General features: G+C 59.9%; 10 protein-coding genes. 1 reads left to right on the top strand and 9 read right to left on the bottom strand.

Translation table 11 applies throughout. The annotated features are described in order from the left end of the window. Positions 1 to 33: 33 nt before the first annotated feature. The 6 genes from I5L79_RS07670 to I5L79_RS07645 form a co-directional block, all read right to left on the bottom strand. On the bottom strand, positions 34 to 1,230 hold the full coding sequence (locus tag I5L79_RS07670) for an aldose epimerase family protein (protein WP_231402903.1): 1,197 nt from the start codon (positions 1,228 to 1,230) through the stop codon (positions 34 to 36). Positions 1,231 to 1,616: 386 nt separating this feature from the next. Then, positions 1,617 to 3,329 carry a family 43 glycosylhydrolase gene (locus I5L79_RS07665; protein WP_196954433.1) on the bottom strand — a complete coding sequence of 571 codons (1,713 nt, stop codon included), beginning with the start codon at positions 3,327 to 3,329 and terminating at the stop codon, positions 1,617 to 1,619. A 35-nt stretch (positions 3,330 to 3,364) separates the two neighbouring features. Beyond that, complete coding sequence (locus I5L79_RS07660) at positions 3,365 to 4,429, bottom strand: glycoside hydrolase family 43 protein (protein WP_196954432.1); 1,065 nt, start codon at positions 4,427 to 4,429, stop codon at positions 3,365 to 3,367. A gap of 81 nt (positions 4,430 to 4,510) precedes the next feature. After that, positions 4,511 to 6,013 (bottom strand): RagB/SusD family nutrient uptake outer membrane protein, encoded by a 1,503-nt coding sequence (locus tag I5L79_RS07655; RefSeq protein WP_196954431.1) that lies wholly within the window; start codon positions 6,011 to 6,013, stop codon positions 4,511 to 4,513. Positions 6,014 to 6,057: 44 nt separating this feature from the next. Further along, positions 6,058 to 9,201 (bottom strand): SusC/RagA family TonB-linked outer membrane protein, encoded by a 3,144-nt coding sequence (locus I5L79_RS07650; RefSeq protein WP_196954430.1) that lies wholly within the window; start codon positions 9,199 to 9,201, stop codon positions 6,058 to 6,060. Between the two features lie 383 nt (positions 9,202 to 9,584). Beyond that, a complete protein-coding gene (locus tag I5L79_RS07645; protein WP_196954429.1) occupies positions 9,585 to 10,007 on the bottom strand; it encodes a DUF4177 domain-containing protein in 423 nt (140 codons plus the stop codon). A gap of 218 nt (positions 10,008 to 10,225) precedes the next feature. Here I5L79_RS07645 and I5L79_RS07640 point away from each other — a divergent pair, with 218 nt between their 5' ends. Beyond that, the gene (locus I5L79_RS07640) at positions 10,226 to 10,930 is read left to right on the top strand and encodes an HAD family hydrolase (RefSeq protein WP_196954428.1); all 705 of its coding nucleotides are present in this window, start codon (positions 10,226 to 10,228) and stop codon (positions 10,928 to 10,930) included. A gap of 2 nt (positions 10,931 to 10,932) precedes the next feature. On the opposite strand, the gene uvrB is transcribed toward I5L79_RS07640, so the two are convergent. The 3 genes from uvrB to I5L79_RS07625 form a co-directional block, all read right to left on the bottom strand. Next, positions 10,933 to 12,969 carry an excinuclease ABC subunit UvrB gene (uvrB, locus tag I5L79_RS07635; RefSeq protein WP_196954427.1) on the bottom strand — a complete coding sequence of 679 codons (2,037 nt, stop codon included), beginning with the start codon at positions 12,967 to 12,969 and terminating at the stop codon, positions 10,933 to 10,935. Between the two features lie 189 nt (positions 12,970 to 13,158). After that, complete coding sequence (locus I5L79_RS07630; protein ID WP_196954426.1) at positions 13,159 to 14,952, bottom strand: outer membrane beta-barrel protein; 1,794 nt, start codon at positions 14,950 to 14,952, stop codon at positions 13,159 to 13,161. Further along, positions 14,933 to 15,514 carry an RNA polymerase sigma factor gene (locus tag I5L79_RS07625; RefSeq protein WP_317191365.1) on the bottom strand — a complete coding sequence of 194 codons (582 nt, stop codon included), beginning with the start codon at positions 15,512 to 15,514 and terminating at the stop codon, positions 14,933 to 14,935. Before I5L79_RS07625 ends, I5L79_RS07630 begins: the two co-directional genes overlap by 20 nt. Between the last annotated feature and the right edge of the window lie 249 nt (positions 15,515 to 15,763).

The following is a 15,763-nucleotide window of genomic DNA, read 5'->3' as shown; positions in this document are numbered from 1 at the left end:
AAACGTAGTGAGGAAAATCAGAATAACAGCTGGCTACTTGCGCACGCCAAACTGATAAATGGTGGAGGATTTGAGCGTGTCGCCGGGCTTGAGAATGGTGCTCGGAAACTTGGGTTGGTTGGGTGAGTCGGGGAAGTGCTGAGTTTCCAGGCAGAAGCCCGCGTGCTTGCCGTACACGGTACCGTCCTTACCGGTGAGCGTGCCATCGAGGAAGTTGCCGGTGTAGAACTGAATGCCAGGCTCGGTGGTGGTTACCGTCATAGTGCGGCCGGTAACGGGCTCATACACCATAGCTGCGGCGTGCAGGCCGCTGGTTTGGTTGAGCACCCAGTTGTGGTCGTAGCCGCCGGGCACCTGGTCAATTCGCTCCCCAATGGCGTGGGGTGTGGTAAAGTCGAAGGGTGTGCCGCGTACCGGGCGCAACTCCCCGGTCGGAATCAGGCCGGCATCTACCACCGTGTAGCGGTCGGCGGGCAGGGTCACCTCGTGGCCCAGAATATCCTTGCCAGCGCCGTGGTTGAGGTTGAAGTAGGCGTGGTTGGTGAGGTTGACGGGCGTGGCCTTGTCGGTAGTAGCCGAATAGTCGATTTTCAGCGCGTCGTCGTTCGTGAGCGTGTAGATAACCGTCACGTTTAGGTTGCCGGGGTAGCCCTCCTCCCCGTCCTTGCTCAGGTAGGTGAGCTTCAGCGTCTGCCCTTCAGCTGAAGAACCGGGCTCGGCCTGCCAGATTACCTGGTCAAAGCCCTTGTTGCCGCCGTGCAGGGTGTTGGCCCCGTTGTTTTTAGCCAGCGTGTATTCCTTGCCATCGAGGGTAAACTTGCCGGCTTTGATGCGGTTGCCATAGCGCCCGATCAGCGCCCCAAAGTAGGGGTTTGACTTGCGGAATGCCAGGCTCTGGTAGCCGCTCACGTCATCAAACCCCAGCACTACGTCGCCGAGCTTGCCGTCCTTATCCGGCACCAACAGGCTGGTGAGCGTGCCGCCAAAGTTGCTGATAGTAGCTTTCAGGCCGTGGGCATTGGTGAGCGTGTAGAGCTGCACCTCGGTGCCGTCGGTGGTTTTGCCAAAATAAGCTGAAGCAGGCACGGCGGCAGAAGCAGTTTGAGTAGTGTCAGCAGAAGTGGCGGTGGTTTCGGCCATTCCAGCCGATTTCTGCTGGTCACAGGAAGCCGCGGTCAGCAAGGTGGCCAGGCCGCCCATAATCAGTCCGCAGGAAGAAGAACGTAGCATTTCGAAAACGAAGGAGGTGGGAGTTTCAGGCGGAAAGAAGCGCAGTTGAGTTAGGTTAGACTCAGCGCAAAAGCAGTGTTTTTGACTACTTGCTCCTATCCTATCCCGGTTGCCCGCTGGTCAGCGGCGGGCATTGCTGGAATCTGGCATCCAAAGTAGAAACTATTATTGATTTACACAATCGTTTGTGTTTTTTTATCTGCTTTTTTTCTTCTGCCGACCGTCTTTTCGCCCATCATCCCGAAACTTCTGTGCAAGTTCCAGCTTGGATTTCGAAGCCTGAGACCAACAAAATAGCCGCTTCGGGTTGCAGCCCGAAGCGGCTATACCACTCCCACCCCATTCGCTCATTGTAGATGGGCTTGAGCAAGCCTTGGGCCCGGTGTTTAGAGCACCGTAATCGACTGCGTAAACTGGCGTACGCCCTGCTGCACCCGCACCAGGTATAAGCCCGGCACCAGCGTCGCCGCTACCTGCTGCCGCACCTGCGGGCGCTCCAGCGTTTGCCGCACCACGGCCTGGCCTTGCAGGTTAAATACTTCCACCGTTACGGCCGAAGCTGCGCGCAGCTCGGGTAGCTCCAGCGTGAAGCCCGTGCGGGAGGCCGGCACCGGGTAAATGCTTACCCCGGTTAGCTTCTGGCCAGCTTTCGTAGCGGTACTAGTACCGGGCGCGGCCACGGCCCAGCGCTGCGCGGCGGTGCCGGCGTAGTCGGCCAGGCTGAGTTGCGTACCGGCAGTGGTAGAAGCGGCGGGCACGCTCACGACGCGGTTGCCGTTCAACGAGGCAAATACGTAGGAACCGTCGTTGGCACGGTCCACGTGGAACTGCTTACAGGTGCTGAAAGAATACGTACCCAGCTGCAGCAGTGCCCCGTTGTTGGGCGAGCAGCCGGCCACCGTCACGGCCAAGCCACCCAGTGCGTTGGTAATCTTGTAGTCGCCGGTGCCCAGCGCGGTGAAGTCCCACTGCTGGCAGGTGAGGCCCGCGGGCGTACCCTGGGCTACGGCCTGCCCGCTTACGCCGGTGCAGCCCCAGGCGTCCCACACCAGGTCGCTGCTTTGGCTGGTGATGGTGTAACGGCCGGCCGGCAGCCAGTCGCGCGTAACCACGGGCCAGTTGGCCGGGCTCCAGGTAAGCTTGGCCAAGCCCAGCTTGGGGGCGCCGTTGTCTTCGCCATCGTAGTAATGGTGGGAAAAATACGTAGCGCCATTCTCCTCAAACAAGCCCGCGTGGCCCGGGCCCACGTAGCGGCCATCCACGTTCAGCACCAGAGTACCGCCACCTTTGTTGAGGTCCACGCCATTCTGATCGAGGAAAGGCCCGGTGGGCGACGTGGAGCGTCCTACCATGATGTAGTAGGAGCTGTTGACGCCCCGGCAGCAGGCCCCCCGGTTGAAAAACATGTAGTAAAAATTACCGTGCTTGGTCAGGAAGGCGGCTTCAGGGTCGCCGTTCACCACAGAAGACTGGGTAGTGGCGGGGCCGTTGAGGGGTTTGCCGGTGGTGGCGTCCAGTTCCAGCACGCGCAGTCCGCTCCAGTAAGAGCCGTAGCTGAACCACACCCGGCCGTCACTGTCCTTGAACAGGGAGGGGTCAATGGCATTCACATTGCTGCCCGCGTTGGTCGAAATTACTTCGCCCTGGTCTTCCCACTTATAGTTGGGGCTGGCCGGGTCCAGCGTCACGTTGGTGGCCAGGCCAATGGCCGACACGCTGGAGCCGAACGTGGAGCACGAGTAGTACAGGTAATACTTGCCGTTCATGTAAATGCAATCCGGGGCCCAGAACGTGCCTTCAAAGCCAGGTACCTTGGTTTTGATCCAGGCCGGGAAGGCTACTTTGCTGAAGACGGTGCGGGAGCCTACCTGCCAGTTCACCAAATCGGTGGAGTACATGGTGGCAATACCGTCGCCGGTACCAAATACCCAGTACTTGTTGCCCTCCTTCACGATGTTGGACGGGTCGTGGACGCCGGTAGCGCCCTGCAGGGCGTAGGCCGCGGGTCGGGCCGCGCCCAGCAACACCAGCAGCACCAGCAGCCACCGGAGGGGGCGCAATTGTGGCGCGGCGGCCTTGGGGAATAAGCGTGTAAGCATAAGGAAAGTTGAATTCGCTGAAAACCGGCGGTTTTCTATTCGCCGCTGGGTTTCAGAATCGGTTGGTTGATGGCCACCGGCACCCCGAAGTTGGGCGTACCGTCGGCGTTCCAGGTGAACTTCTGCATGCGCGGGTTGCGCTTTTCCACGCACCCTTCGTTGGGGTTGGAATTGGCGTGGTAGATAATCCAGTCTTCCTGCCCGTCCTTGGACCGGAAGAAGGAGTTGTGGCCGGTGGCGTAGGCGCGGTTGGCGGGGTTCTGCGCAAACACGGGCTGGGTTGATTTCGTCCAGGAAGAAGGCTGCATGGGGTCGGCGGTGTTGCTGGCCGTGAGCATGCCCAGCGTGTACTGGTCGGTGCCGCAAAAGCTGGCCGAGTACACTAGAAACGTTTTGTCGCCATGCTTCAGGATTTCGGGGCCTTCATTCACGAAGGGCGGCCCCACGTTTTCCCAAGCAAATTCGGGGTGCGAGAGTTCCACCCGCGGGCCGGTGAGCGTGGTGGGGCTGCTCATTTCGGAAATGTAGATGCGCTGCACGGCGTCGATGCCGTTGTGGCCCGACCAGAGGAAGTACCGCTTGTTGTTCTGCTCCAGCACGGTGCCATCAATAGCCCAGAAGTCAGCCGAAGAATTGAACAGCCGGCCCCGGTCTACCCAAGTGCCGGTGGTTGGGTCGGCCGCGGCATTTTCGAGCACCCAGGTGCGCTGCATGCCAAAGGTGCCGGCCTGCCCGGCGGTGTAGTAGATGTACCACTTGCCATCCAGGAAATGTAACTCCGGGGCCCACAGGTTGGCCGAGGCGTTGCCGTTGGGTGCGGGCGTCCATACCACCGTGCTGGGCGCGGTATTCAGGTCCGACATCTTCGGCGTTTTCCAGATGGTCAGCCGCTCGTTGAGCGTGTGCATGTAGTAGTAGAAACCATCTTTTTGCACCACCCACGGGTCAGGGCCGGAAGGCAGCAGCGGGTTCTGGAAGGTGGTAGCCGTGGTAGTGGGCGGCACCACCGGCGGCACAAAGGGCGCGGGCTTGCTGTCCTGGCAGCCCGGGGCCAGCAGAAGCAGGCCAAGAACCACGTAGAGGCGCGTAAATAGTCTCATGAGGACACTAGACAACGATTAACTCAACGACAGAACAGCCGCTCCCGGCAGGTGCCCGGAGCGGCTGTTCAAAGGAGCGGCTTAGAAACCGGGGTTCTGCTTCAGGTTTTTGTCAATGTCGATATCCGTTTGCGGAATGGGCAGCAGCTTGTTCCGGGGCGTAATGAAGTTGTTGAAGTCGGCGTCGCGGCTGCGCAGCTCGTTCAGACCTTCTTCGGTGTCGAACAGGCCGTAGCGCACCAGGTCGCTCCAGCGCACGCCTTCACCCGCCAGCTCCGTAATCCGCTCGTGCCGGATCTGGGTTTGCAGGTCTGCCTTGCTCAGGCCGCCAGCCAGCTCGGTGAGCTGCACGCGGCGGCGTACCTGGTTGATGAGCGGAATAGCCTCTTCTCCCCGACCCAGCTCGTTCAGCGCCTCCGCCTGCATCAGCAGCACGTCGGCGTAGCGGATCAGGCGGATATTGATACCGGAGAAGAAGTCCTCGAAGTTGCGGGTGCGGTCGTTCTGGTACTTGCGCCACAGCAGGCGGCTGGGGTTGATGTTGAGCCCCCCAAAGCCGAAAGCCTGACCGTAGAGCGTAGGCGTGCCCACGGAGCTGAACAGGGTGGCGTCGCGACGCGGGTCCACGGCGCCCGTGGTGGTCTTGTCGGTGTACTCTTCAAACAGCCAGCGGCGCACTTCCACGTCGGTGAAGCCGATGCCGGGAGGGCCGAAGAACTGGGCCCGCTCGTTGCCCTCGGCCCCGCCTACAAAGTCCTGCCCGAAGTTCTTGTTCACGCCCGAGAACTGCACCTCGTAAATCGACTCGCTGTTGTTCTCGTTGTTTTCGGTGAAGTTGTCGGCGTAGTTGGGCACCAGGGAATATTGCCCCGAGCTGATAACCTCCGCAAACTGCGTGGAGGCCTCGGCCCACTTGTGCTGTTGCATGAACACCTTACCCATGAGGGCAGCCGCAGCGCCGCGGGTAGCCCGGCCCTTGTTGGCCGCGTCGTAAGAGAGCGGCAAATCGGCCTTGGCCTTGGTCAGGTCGCCGATGATCTGGGCGTACACCTGATCCTGGGTTGCCTGGGGGGCGCGGGTGCTGGCATCGGCCTGGGTGAGCACCAGCGGGATGTTGCCGAACAGCAGGCCCAGCTCGTAGTAGCACAAGGAGCGCAAGTACAGCGCTTCGGCCAGCAGTCGCTTTTTCAGGTCCGCATTCATGTCAATGCCGGGCACCTGGGTCAGCACCTGATTGGCCCGGTAAATCATCCGGTAGGTGTCGTTCCACAGAAAGGCCGAGCGGCCATCGGTGGTGCTTACCTGCCGGAACACGAGGTACTGGTTCAGGCCCCCGTCCGGCGTGTTCGTAAACGACTCATCGGTGCGGCCGGTGGTAGCAAAGTGCCAGTACAGGCTGTACGACGAGAAAATCTGCTGGGTGGAGTACACCGCAATAACGGCCTGGTTGGCATCGGCTTCGGTTTTCCAGAACTGCCCGGTGCTGGGCACGTTTGGGTCTACCTGGTCCAGCAGATTTTTGTCGCAGCCCGTCGTCAGCAGCAAGGCTGTCAGGGCCGCAAAAGAAAGCTTGGAAATATTCATGGGAATTGCGTCGAAAGAGAAAGGGTATGGCGTTTCGTGGCGCCTTAGAAGTTCACCTGCAGGCCGCCCGTGATGGTGCGCACGTTGGGGTAGGTGCCATTATCGATGCCCCGGCCAAAGAAGCCCGTGCCGGGCGTTTCCGGGTCGAAGCCGGTGTACTTGGTGAAGGTCACCAGGTTGCGGCCGGTCACGTACAGGCGCACGCTGCCCAGGCCATCTACTTTGCTGAGCAGGCTGGCAGGCAGGGTGTAGCCCAGCTGCACGTTTTTCAGGCGCAGGTAGGAGCCGTCTTCCACCCAGCGGGTGCTGGCTATTTCGTAGTTTTTCACTTGCTCAGCACCGCCGCCGTACACCAGGCGTGGCGTGGTGGTGGAAGGGTTTTCCGGCGTCCAGGGCGACAGGTCGCGGCGGAAGTTGGTGTCGCCGTTGAGGCCATCCACGGCCGAGCGGGTCACGTTCAGCAGGTCGTTGCCGGTGACGCCCTGCCAGAAAACACTTAGGTCAAAACCTTTAAAGCCCGCCGTCAGGTTCAGGCCACCCTGCAAAGTCGGGAACGGACTGCCCACGTATTTCCGGTCGCCGGAGTAGGTGATGGCGCCGTCGCCGTTCACGTCTTCAAACTTCACGTCGCCGGGCTGGGCCAGGGGCTGAATTACTTTGCCATCGGCGCTCTTGTAGTTCTGGATTTCTTCCGTGCTCTGGAAAATGCCCATCATCTGCAGCACATACAAGCGGCTCAGCGGCTGGCCTACTTCGGTGCGGGTAGCGCCAAAGTCGCCCGGAATTACGGGCTGAATATCCGAGAGGCGCAGCACTTCATTGCGCAGGGTCGTCAGCGTCAAATCCACGCCATAGGTGAAATCCTTCCGCGTCTCGTGGAAGCCCAGGGCCACTTCCAGCCCTTTATTGCGGAGCTCACCTACGTTGGCAAACGGCTGAGCATTACCAGCGGTGCCCAGATAGCCCGGCAGCGGCGGGCTCACCAGCGCGTCTTTGGTAGTGGAAATGTAGTAGTCGGCCGATAGGCTCAAGCGGCTGTTGAGTAGCTCCATGTCAAGTCCAAAATCGGTGGTGTAGCGCGACTCCCAGCGGATGTCCTTGCTTTCGACACCGGGCTGAATGGCACCGGGCACCAGCACCTGGCCCGTACCCAGCGGGTAGAAAACAGTAGGGTTTATGCGGGCTTGGTACAGATAGGAACCAGGCAGCAAATCGTTGCCATTCACGCCGTAGCTGGCCCGCAGCTTCAGGCTATTTACCATGGGCAGGGCCCCCTTGAAAAAGTCTTCCTCGCTGATACGCCAGCCCACGGAGCCGGCACCGAAGTTGGCGTAGCGGCGGGAGGCATCAAAGCGCGAAGAACCGTCGCGGCGGAAGCTGCCCGTAATCAGGTAGCGGTTTTTATAGTCGTAGTTAACCTGGCTGAAGTAGGAGCGTTTGGCAAATACATCCATACCACCACCCACGGTGGCCGGCGAGGCCGAGTTGGAGCCCTGGCTCAGCACAAAGAAGTACTGGGGCGTGGAGGCAAACCCCGTAGCGTTGGCCGTGGCGTTGTTTACCCGGTTGGATTGCTCCGAGTAGCCCACCACCGCATTCACGTTGTTGTCGCCGAACTGCTTGTTGAAGTTCAGCGTGTTTTCGACCATGGTGAACATGGACGTGCCGCGGTTCTCGAACAGGTAGGTGGTATTAGGGTTCGACTCGCCCAGGCGGATGTAGCCTTCCCGGCGGGCGTTTTTGTCGTTGTAGTCGTGTACTTCCAGGCCCAGGTTCAGGCGGTACGAAAGGAAGTCGAAAATGGAAAACTCCCCGTTGATGCTGCCCTGCAACAGGTTGTTTTTCTGGGTGCGCCGCAGGATTTCCTGGGCCCCGATGGGGTTCACGGAGTAGTTGAACAGGTTGGCGCTGCCGTAGCCATAGCCCCCGAAGTTGGCGGGGTTGTACACCGGAATGCCGGGCAACTCGGCCAGCACATCCACAAACGGCACTTCGTTGAGCAGGGTGGTATTGATGTGGGTGAGAAGGGCGCTCTGGCCCAGCTTGAAGCGGCCGCGCGTCATGCCCGAGTTCAGGCGCACGTTGTAGCGCTCAAACGAAGGGCCTTTCACGATGCCATCCTGCCGGAAGTAGCCGCCCGAAATCAGGAAGTTGGTGGCGCTTTTGCCGGTGGCATTGCCGCCCGAAAACGTCAGGTTGTAGTCTTCTACCTTGCCCGTCTGGAAAAACTCTTTCTGCCAGTCCGTGTCAATAGCCTCGCTGTAGGCCGCCGTGCCCTTCACCGCGCCGGGCATGCGCACCGTGGGGTCGAGGCCGGCATTGCGGTAAGCTACGGCAGCGCGGTCGGCCCACTCGCTGTGGTTGGTCAGGTCGAACTTGCGGTAGATGTCTTCTACCCCTTTATAGGCATTGAAGCTGATTTTCGGCTCCCCGGCCCGGCCCCGCTTGGTGGTAATCAGGATAACGCCGTTGGCTCCGCGCGAACCGTACACGGCCGTGGAAGAGGCATCCTTCAGCACCGTCGCCGACTCGATATCCGTGGGGCTCAAGTCGCGGATGTTGTCGGTCCACAATCCGTCAATCACGTACAGTGGGTTGCTGCCCGAGCCGGTAGTGCCGATACCGCGGATAACCACGTTGGGCACGGCGCCGGGGTTGCCGGCACTTTCCACCAGCACGCCCGCTACCCGGCCCTGTATGGCCTGCGTAAGCGTGGGCACCGGCACCTTCACACTCTCCTTGGCATCCACGCTGCTCACGGCGCTGGTCACGTTCTGGCGGTCCTGGGTGAGGTAGCCCACCACTACCACGTCGCTCAGCGTTTTGGCGTCGGCAGCCATACTCACATTAATGCTGGTGCGGCCCGCTACGGCAGATTCCTGGGAAGTATAGCCCACAAAGGAGAATACCAGAATGGCATTGTCGGGGGCCACCAGCGAGTATTGGCCGTTCACATCGGTTTGCGTACCCACAGTAGTGCCTTTGACTACCACGTTCACCCCCGGCATAGCCTCCCCTTTCTCGTCCGTCACCCGGCCGGTTACCGTCACATCGGCCAGACGCAGGCCCATAGTGCTGGTATCATAGGCCGGGGCCGCGTGTGCCGTTGCGCTCAGCAACGCCAGGGGAGCACAAAGCAGGATTGCCGGCAAGGTAAGCCGGCGCACAATGGGTATGGGCTTCTTCATAGGGGGAAAGAGTGTGGGGATTTTTATGGATAACACAATCGTTTGTGTTTTTAAAACAATCACAATCGTTTGTGTAGATGGTCAAAAAAAAAGCGCAATGGATTTTACCTTATTCCGGGTCTCCTGCCAGGAGACGGCAGGCTTTCTGCTCCCAGGTGTAATTCGCGGAGAGACAACGAACAGGGCAAGATTAACAAATTTGTAACAGATAATCAACAAAAAATATTTTCTTTTACGAAGAAGCCTGCTCCTGCGCGTCTGCACAACGCAATTCTACATAATCGTTAATGTAATACTAGCTCAGGTAATGCCTCCTATATCCGGGCTACAGGCCGACAGAAAGCCCGCGGGTGCCTGCCAAACAACCAGGCACCCGCTCCCTGTTACTTGGCTTTGCGGAACAGATAGCGCGTAAGGAAGATGCCCTGGCCGGTGGTACCGCCGCTGACCAGGGTTTGGGTAAGCGGCGTGGTTTGCATCAGCTCCCAGCCGTCGGCGGCCAACTCGTTCAGATACCGCATAATCGTTTCCTCGTTGGCGTGCACGTTGCCCAGATTCAGCCCGGTCAGGCTGAACAGGTTTTCCATATTGGCTTCCTTGGTGCCTTTAAACTCGGGCGTAAACAGAATGCGGGAACGGCCCATGCCGCCTGCCACTACCGACTCGATAGTGGTCATCTGCAGGTACTGATACTGCGGAGCCGGTACGTAAGCCGGTACTTGCGGGCGGGCAGCCCGGGCAGTGGTCGGGCCGGAATAAGCCAGGCTCAGCCCCAGCGCAAGCAGAGAGGTAACGAAAAGCTTCATAAAGCAGAGAAAGGGGAAGAAAGCGAAAAGTGAAGACTACCCCAATATAAGTCAGAACCTATACAAGTAAAAGTTCTGCGACGCGCCTGTGCCGCGCACTTTTTCCCTGCGCGGCTGGGGTAGCATGCTTCACTTCTCCGGCTGCCGCTTCCTTTGTGTACCTATGGCCTTTTCGGCCCCTTACGGTAGCTTTGCCGGCCTCACCCGTTCTGCCCACTATGGCTGCTCCCAAGCTTGTTGCCTTCGATGCCGATGATACTTTGTGGCCCAACCAGCCGCACTTCGATTACGCCGAAGCCCGCCTCTACGCCCTGCTCACGCACTACGGCGACGCCGACCTGCTGGGCAGCCGCTTCTACGAGGTGCAGCGCCAAAACATGCAGCTGTTCGGCTACGGCGCCAAGTCGTTTATGCTGTCGATGATTGAGACAGTTATCCAGCTGACGCAGGGCGCCGTCACAGGCACCGAAATTCAGCAGATTCTCGACTATGGCAAGCGGCTGCTGGATTTCCCGATTGAGCTCCTGCCCCACGTGCCCGAAGTGCTGGCCGAGGTGAAACGGCGCGGGCTGCCGCTGCTCCTGCTCACCAAAGGCGACCTATTCGACCAGGAAAGCAAGCTGGCCCGCTCCGGCCTTGGCGACCTGTTCGACCATGTGGAAATCGTGAGCGAGAAAAACGAAGCCACCTACCAGCGCATTATGCGGCGCTACCAGGTGCCGCCCGAGGCGTTTGTCATGATTGGCAACTCGCTGAAGTCGGACGTGCTGCCGGTGGCGCGGCTGGGTGGGCGGGCTGTGTATGTACCCTACCACACCACCTGGGTGATGGAGCGGGTGTCGGAAGCCGAGCTGGCCGGCGTGTCGTTTCGGGAAATGGCCTCCCTGGCGGAAGTGCCAGCCTGGCTGGATACCTTGCGGTAGCCCTAATCCCGTTTGGTTTTGAGCACCTGCTTCAGCCCGGCCAGCTCGTCGCGGAGCTTGGCGGCGGTGAGGAAGTCGAGGTCCTTGGCGGCGGCTTCCATCTGCTTTTCGGTCTGCTTGATGAGCTTCTCCAGGTCGGGGCGCGTCATTACGGATACCACCGGCTCGGCCGCAATGGCCAGCGCCACATCCGCATCGGGGCCGGCGTAACCCTGGGCCTCCACCACCCGGTAGTCCGACAGAGAAGTCTGCCCCATGATTTCGGCGTGGCTCTTGCGCACCGTGCGCGGGGTGATGCCGTGCTCCTCATTATAGGCCAACTGGGTGGCACGGCGGCGGTTGGTTTCGTCGATGGCGCGCTGCATGGAGCCCGTCATCCGGTCCGCATACATAATCACCTTGCCCCGGTCGTTACGAGCGGCACGGCCCATCGTCTGAATCAGGCTGCGCTGGTCGCGCAGGAAGCCTTCCTTATCAGCATCCAGAATGGCCACGAGGCTTACTTCCGGCAGGTCGAGGCCTTCACGCAGCAGGTTTACACCGATGAGCACATCAATTTCGCCCAGGCGCAGCTGACGCAGGATTTCTACGCGGTCCAGGGTTTTCACGTCGGAGTGAACGTAGCTGGATTTGATGCCCAAGCGCTCCATGTACTTCTGCAGTTCCTCGGCCATACGCTTGGTGAGGGTGGTCACCAGCACCCGGTCACCCATTTTCACGCGGTTATCTACTTCGTCCAGTAGGTCGTCAATCTGGTTGCCACTGGGGCGCAGGTCAATTTCGGGGTCGAGCAGGCCGGTGGGACGGATAATCTGCTCTACCACCACACCATTGGCCTGGGTAAGCTCATAATCGGCGGGCGTAGCCGATACATACACGGCCTGGCGCACCATGCCCTCAAACTCATTGAAGGTGAGCGGACGGTTATCCATAGCGCTGGGCAGCCGGAAGCCGTATTCTACCAGCGCCGTTTTGCGGCTCCGGTCGCCGCCCCACATGGCCCGAATCTGGGGCATAGTGGCGTGGCTTTCGTCTACCACCAGCAGGTAGTCGTCGGGGAAGTAGTCGAGCAGGCAGAAGGGGCGGCTGCCGGGCTGGCGGCCGTCGAAGTAGCGCGAGTAGTTCTCGATGCCCGAGCAGTAGCCCAACTCCCGAATCATTTCCAGGTCGAATTCCGTGCGCTCCATGATGCGCTTGGCTTCCTGGTCGCGGCCCTCCTTTTCGAAGTAGGCGTGCTGCTGTACCATGTCGAACTGAATTTCCTTGATGGCCTGGTTCAGGCTGTCCTTGCCCGTCACAAATAGCTGGGCCGGGTACAAGGTCATCGACTTCTCGTCACTGAGCTTCTTGCCGCTGGCGGGGTCAATCTTATGAATGGCCTCGATTTCGTCCCCGTAGAAAAAGATGCGGTAGGCGTGGTCGGCGTAGGCCGGGAAGATGTCTACCGTGTCGCCCTTCACCCGGAAGGTGCCGCGCGTAAACTCCATTTCGGTGCGCGAGTACAGAATCTGCACAAAAGAATAGAGCAGGTTGTTGCGGGAGTAGCGCAGGCCCGGCGCCAGGTAAATTACGTTTTTGCCGAACTCCTCGGGGTTGCCGATGCCGTAGATACACGACACCGAAGCCACCACAATCACGTCGCGGCGGCCACTCAGGAGCGTGGAAGTGGTGTGCAGCCGCAGCTTCTCAATTTCCTGGTTGATGGCCAGGTCCTTTTCGATGAACACATCGGTGCTGGCAATGTAAGCCTCGGGCTGGTAGTAGTCGTAGTAGCTGATGTAATACTCGACGGCGTTGTTGGGGAAGAACTGCTTGAACTCGCCGTAGAGCTGGGCCGCCAGGGTTTTGTTGTGGCAGAGCACCAGGGCCGGCTTGCCGGTTTGGGCAATGACGTTGGCCATGGTGAAGGTCTTGCCCGTGCCCGTAGCACCCAGCAGCACCTGGGCCGGCTCACCGTTGTTCACGCCCTCCACGAGCTGGGCAATGGCGCGGGGCTGGTCGCCGGTGGGCTTGAATTCTGAGGTCAGTTGGTAATCCATGCGGGGAGAAAGAGGGCTTAGCGAAACTGCCTTTGCGGCGGCGCCTGCGTGGGACAAAGGTCAGCCTTTGATAACTACGTTAGCTAAATAGAGGTTTCCTCGGGAAAGAAAAAACCCCGACTGCAGACGCAGCCGGGGCGAGGATTTCAAAAGTAGCCGAAACCAAGCGTTTTATAGGCTGAACTTGGCTTAGTGTGCGGCCAGAGCTGGTGCGGCTTTGGCGCCAAACTCCACGCTGGCTTCCAGGCCCACGGAATAAGGCCGTGACTGTTGCCAGTAAGTTTGCGTAGGGTTGGCATTCAGCGTGTTGAGGCCGGTTTCGGCCGCCGGCCCAAAGGCCAGTGCCCACGAAGCGCCCACCGGACGGTACTGCATGCCGGCCCCACCGCGCACGGAAGTCAGCACTTTGCGGTAGGGAGAGTCGCTTGCACCAAAGGAGTAAGACTTTTGTGTTACCAGGTTCTCGTCTTCACCCGAGAAACGGGTGCCCAAGAGCACATTTACAGCAGCCCCTACGCGGGCATACAGCGACCAGCCGTTTTTGGCTCCGTTGCCGTACTGTACCAGCACTGGCACCCCGGCGCTGCGGTATCGGTAGCGGGTTTTCTGCGGCTCATTCAGCACCGTCAGGTCGGTAGCCATCTGGGTACGCACGCGGTCAGTGGATGAGAAACCGCCCGTGAAGGTAGTAGCCGCAGTTGGCTCCAGTGCCGCGTAGGATGTGCGGGAACTGGCCCGGTATTCGGCTGCTTCAACGCCCGCAGCCACGCTCCAGCGGCTGGATAGCCGACGTCGGGCCAGCAACATAATCCGCTGCCCTAGGCCCGCCTGCAGGTTTTCCCGGTATTCTTCGGCTCCGTCCTCATACATGCGGGCATTTACCAGAGCAGTAGACGCAATACGCACATTTGATGCTGGTAAGGCGCCACGTGAGAAATTCACGTTCGGGTTATAAGATGACAGCGTGTGCCCGCCCCCAAACGTCCAGCCAGTAGCCGTGGTCTGTTTTTTCTCATCTTCTCGGCTCAGTTCATCGGCCCAGGCCAAAGCCGAACTGGGGTACGCCGGCTGCAGAGAAGAGGGCAAGTTGCTGACAGCCGTTGCCAACGCGGTTTCGCGGGGCGTCAGCGCGGCCAGATCAGTGAAGGAGGCAGATTTGCCGCTAGTTAGCAGAGAAGCGGAAGCAGCTGCGTCAGCTAGCGTACCTGAAGCAAGTCCATCAGCAGTTGAAACGTCAGTACCCACTTGCGTAGCTGCAGCTGCCGGGCGGAGCGCCGCCATCGAGCCAATGCCGGAACCCGAAGTTTGAGCAGCAAAACCCGAGGCTGGCAAGCCCATTTCGGTAGTAGCAGTAGGATTTGTGGTAGTAGCTGTTGATGCGGCCACGGCAGCCACTGTAGCAGATGGGTTAGCTGGATTAGCAGAAGAACCCGTCCACCGGTAAGCGCGCTCCTGGCTTGTTGGTGCAGACTCATTGTGGGCTACGGAGGTCCCAACTGCCCGGCGCCCGGCAGGCATCGTGTAGCGGGAAGCTGAAGCTTCGGCAGCACCAGCGGCAGCCGGGCTCGTCTGCGAGCGGCCGGTCGTAGCGGTGGCTACGCTGGCCGTGGTGCGGGCAGCGTTGGAACGGGCAGGCGTTGAAAGGGACGCCGGGGCTTCTCCGTTCAGAGCAGGCTGGGCAGCCGAGGCTGAGCGGGAGGCAGCCGAGGTGTTGGCCGCCAGCCCGGCTTCGTGACCACCGGAGTAATGCAGCGTAAACCAGGCGCCCATAGCCATGGCAAACAGCAGGCAGGCGGCCGCCGCCCAGCGGTGCAGCTGCAGGCGCTGGCGGTAGGTTTCATTTTGCTGAACCAGCAGGTCGTGGTCAATCTGCGCCCACAGGTCGGCCCGGGGCGCTATTTCGGCTTCCTCGAACTTCTGTCGAAACAACTGCTCCAGGTTGCCGGTCTGAGGGTTCTGTGGCTTATCGGCTGAAGGTTCCATTGTGACGATGAGCGTCGAGGCGTTCCAGTTTGTTTTTGAGAATAACCCGGGCCCGGGCGTATTGGGATTTGCTGGTACCTTCCGATATCTGCATCAGCTCACCTATTTCCTTGTGGCTGTAGCCTTCGATGGCGAACAAGTTGAATACCATGCGGTAGCGCGGGGCCAAATCCTGAATCATCGTAAGCAGTTCCTCATAACCATAGTTCGCCAGCGTGAATTCCTCGTCGGCCAGCGTTTCGGGGTATTCACCCTCACTTACGGCTACCAGCGGAGCGTTGCGGCGGTGCTGGCGCAGGGCCGCATTCACCATAATACGGCGAATCCAGAATTCCAGCGGACACTCGCGCCGAAAACCCGGCAGATTGCGAAACACCGTCACGAAGCCTTCCTGCAATACGTCTTCGGCCTCGAAAGTGGTTTGGGCGTAGCGCATGCACACGGCCATCATCTTGCCGGAGAACCGCTCGTATAATTGTTTTTGCGCCAGCCGGCTCCCCGCCAGGCAAGCATCGAGCAGGGCCGATTCGTCTAGGATAGCAGGAGAAGCAATAGGACGCACGGGAGCGGTACGGGTAACCGTTTCACGGGAATAACTGGAATCGGCGAGCAGACCACGCAGGCCCGACGCCCCAAAACTGGCCGACAGAGCACTCATACGGCACTCCGATCAACCAGACCGGCTCCCAAAGTTACGGCGGAGCAGCCGGTTGGCAGCCCCGCAAAGGCGGATAGATGATGCATAAATGCAGTTGGCTTCGAAGAACCCTATTCAGCCGGCTGGCTACCGGCTTATAAGGGAGAGGCAGCG

Origin of the sequence: Hymenobacter guriensis (assembly GCF_015773195.1) — a bacterium.
In the GTDB taxonomy this organism is placed as follows: domain Bacteria; phylum Bacteroidota; class Bacteroidia; order Cytophagales; family Hymenobacteraceae; genus Hymenobacter; species Hymenobacter guriensis.
This window is presented reverse-complemented; position numbering and strand designations above follow the sequence as displayed.

Excerpts from the sequence above, each read along its gene's own strand:
- I5L79_RS07660 (WP_196954432.1), bottom strand. The coding sequence starts at position 4,429 with ATGAGACTATTTACGCGCCTCTACGTGGTTCTTGGCCTGCTTCTGCTG.
- I5L79_RS07640 (WP_196954428.1), top strand. The coding sequence starts at position 10,226 with ATGGCTGCTCCCAAGCTTGTTGCCTTCGATGCCGATGATACTTTGTGG.
- I5L79_RS07645 (WP_196954429.1), bottom strand. The coding sequence starts at position 10,007 with ATGAAGCTTTTCGTTACCTCTCTGCTTGCGCTGGGGCTGAGCCTGGCT.
- I5L79_RS07655 (WP_196954431.1), bottom strand. The coding sequence starts at position 6,013 with ATGAATATTTCCAAGCTTTCTTTTGCGGCCCTGACAGCCTTGCTGCTG.
- I5L79_RS07630 (WP_196954426.1), bottom strand. The coding sequence starts at position 14,952 with ATGGAACCTTCAGCCGATAAGCCACAGAACCCTCAGACCGGCAACCTG.
- I5L79_RS07670 (WP_231402903.1), bottom strand. The coding sequence starts at position 1,230 with ATGCTACGTTCTTCTTCCTGCGGACTGATTATGGGCGGCCTGGCCACC.
- I5L79_RS07650 (WP_196954430.1), bottom strand. The coding sequence starts at position 9,201 with ATGAAGAAGCCCATACCCATTGTGCGCCGGCTTACCTTGCCGGCAATC.
- uvrB (WP_196954427.1), bottom strand. The coding sequence starts at position 12,969 with ATGGATTACCAACTGACCTCAGAATTCAAGCCCACCGGCGACCAGCCC.
- I5L79_RS07665 (WP_196954433.1), bottom strand. The coding sequence starts at position 3,329 with ATGCTTACACGCTTATTCCCCAAGGCCGCCGCGCCACAATTGCGCCCC.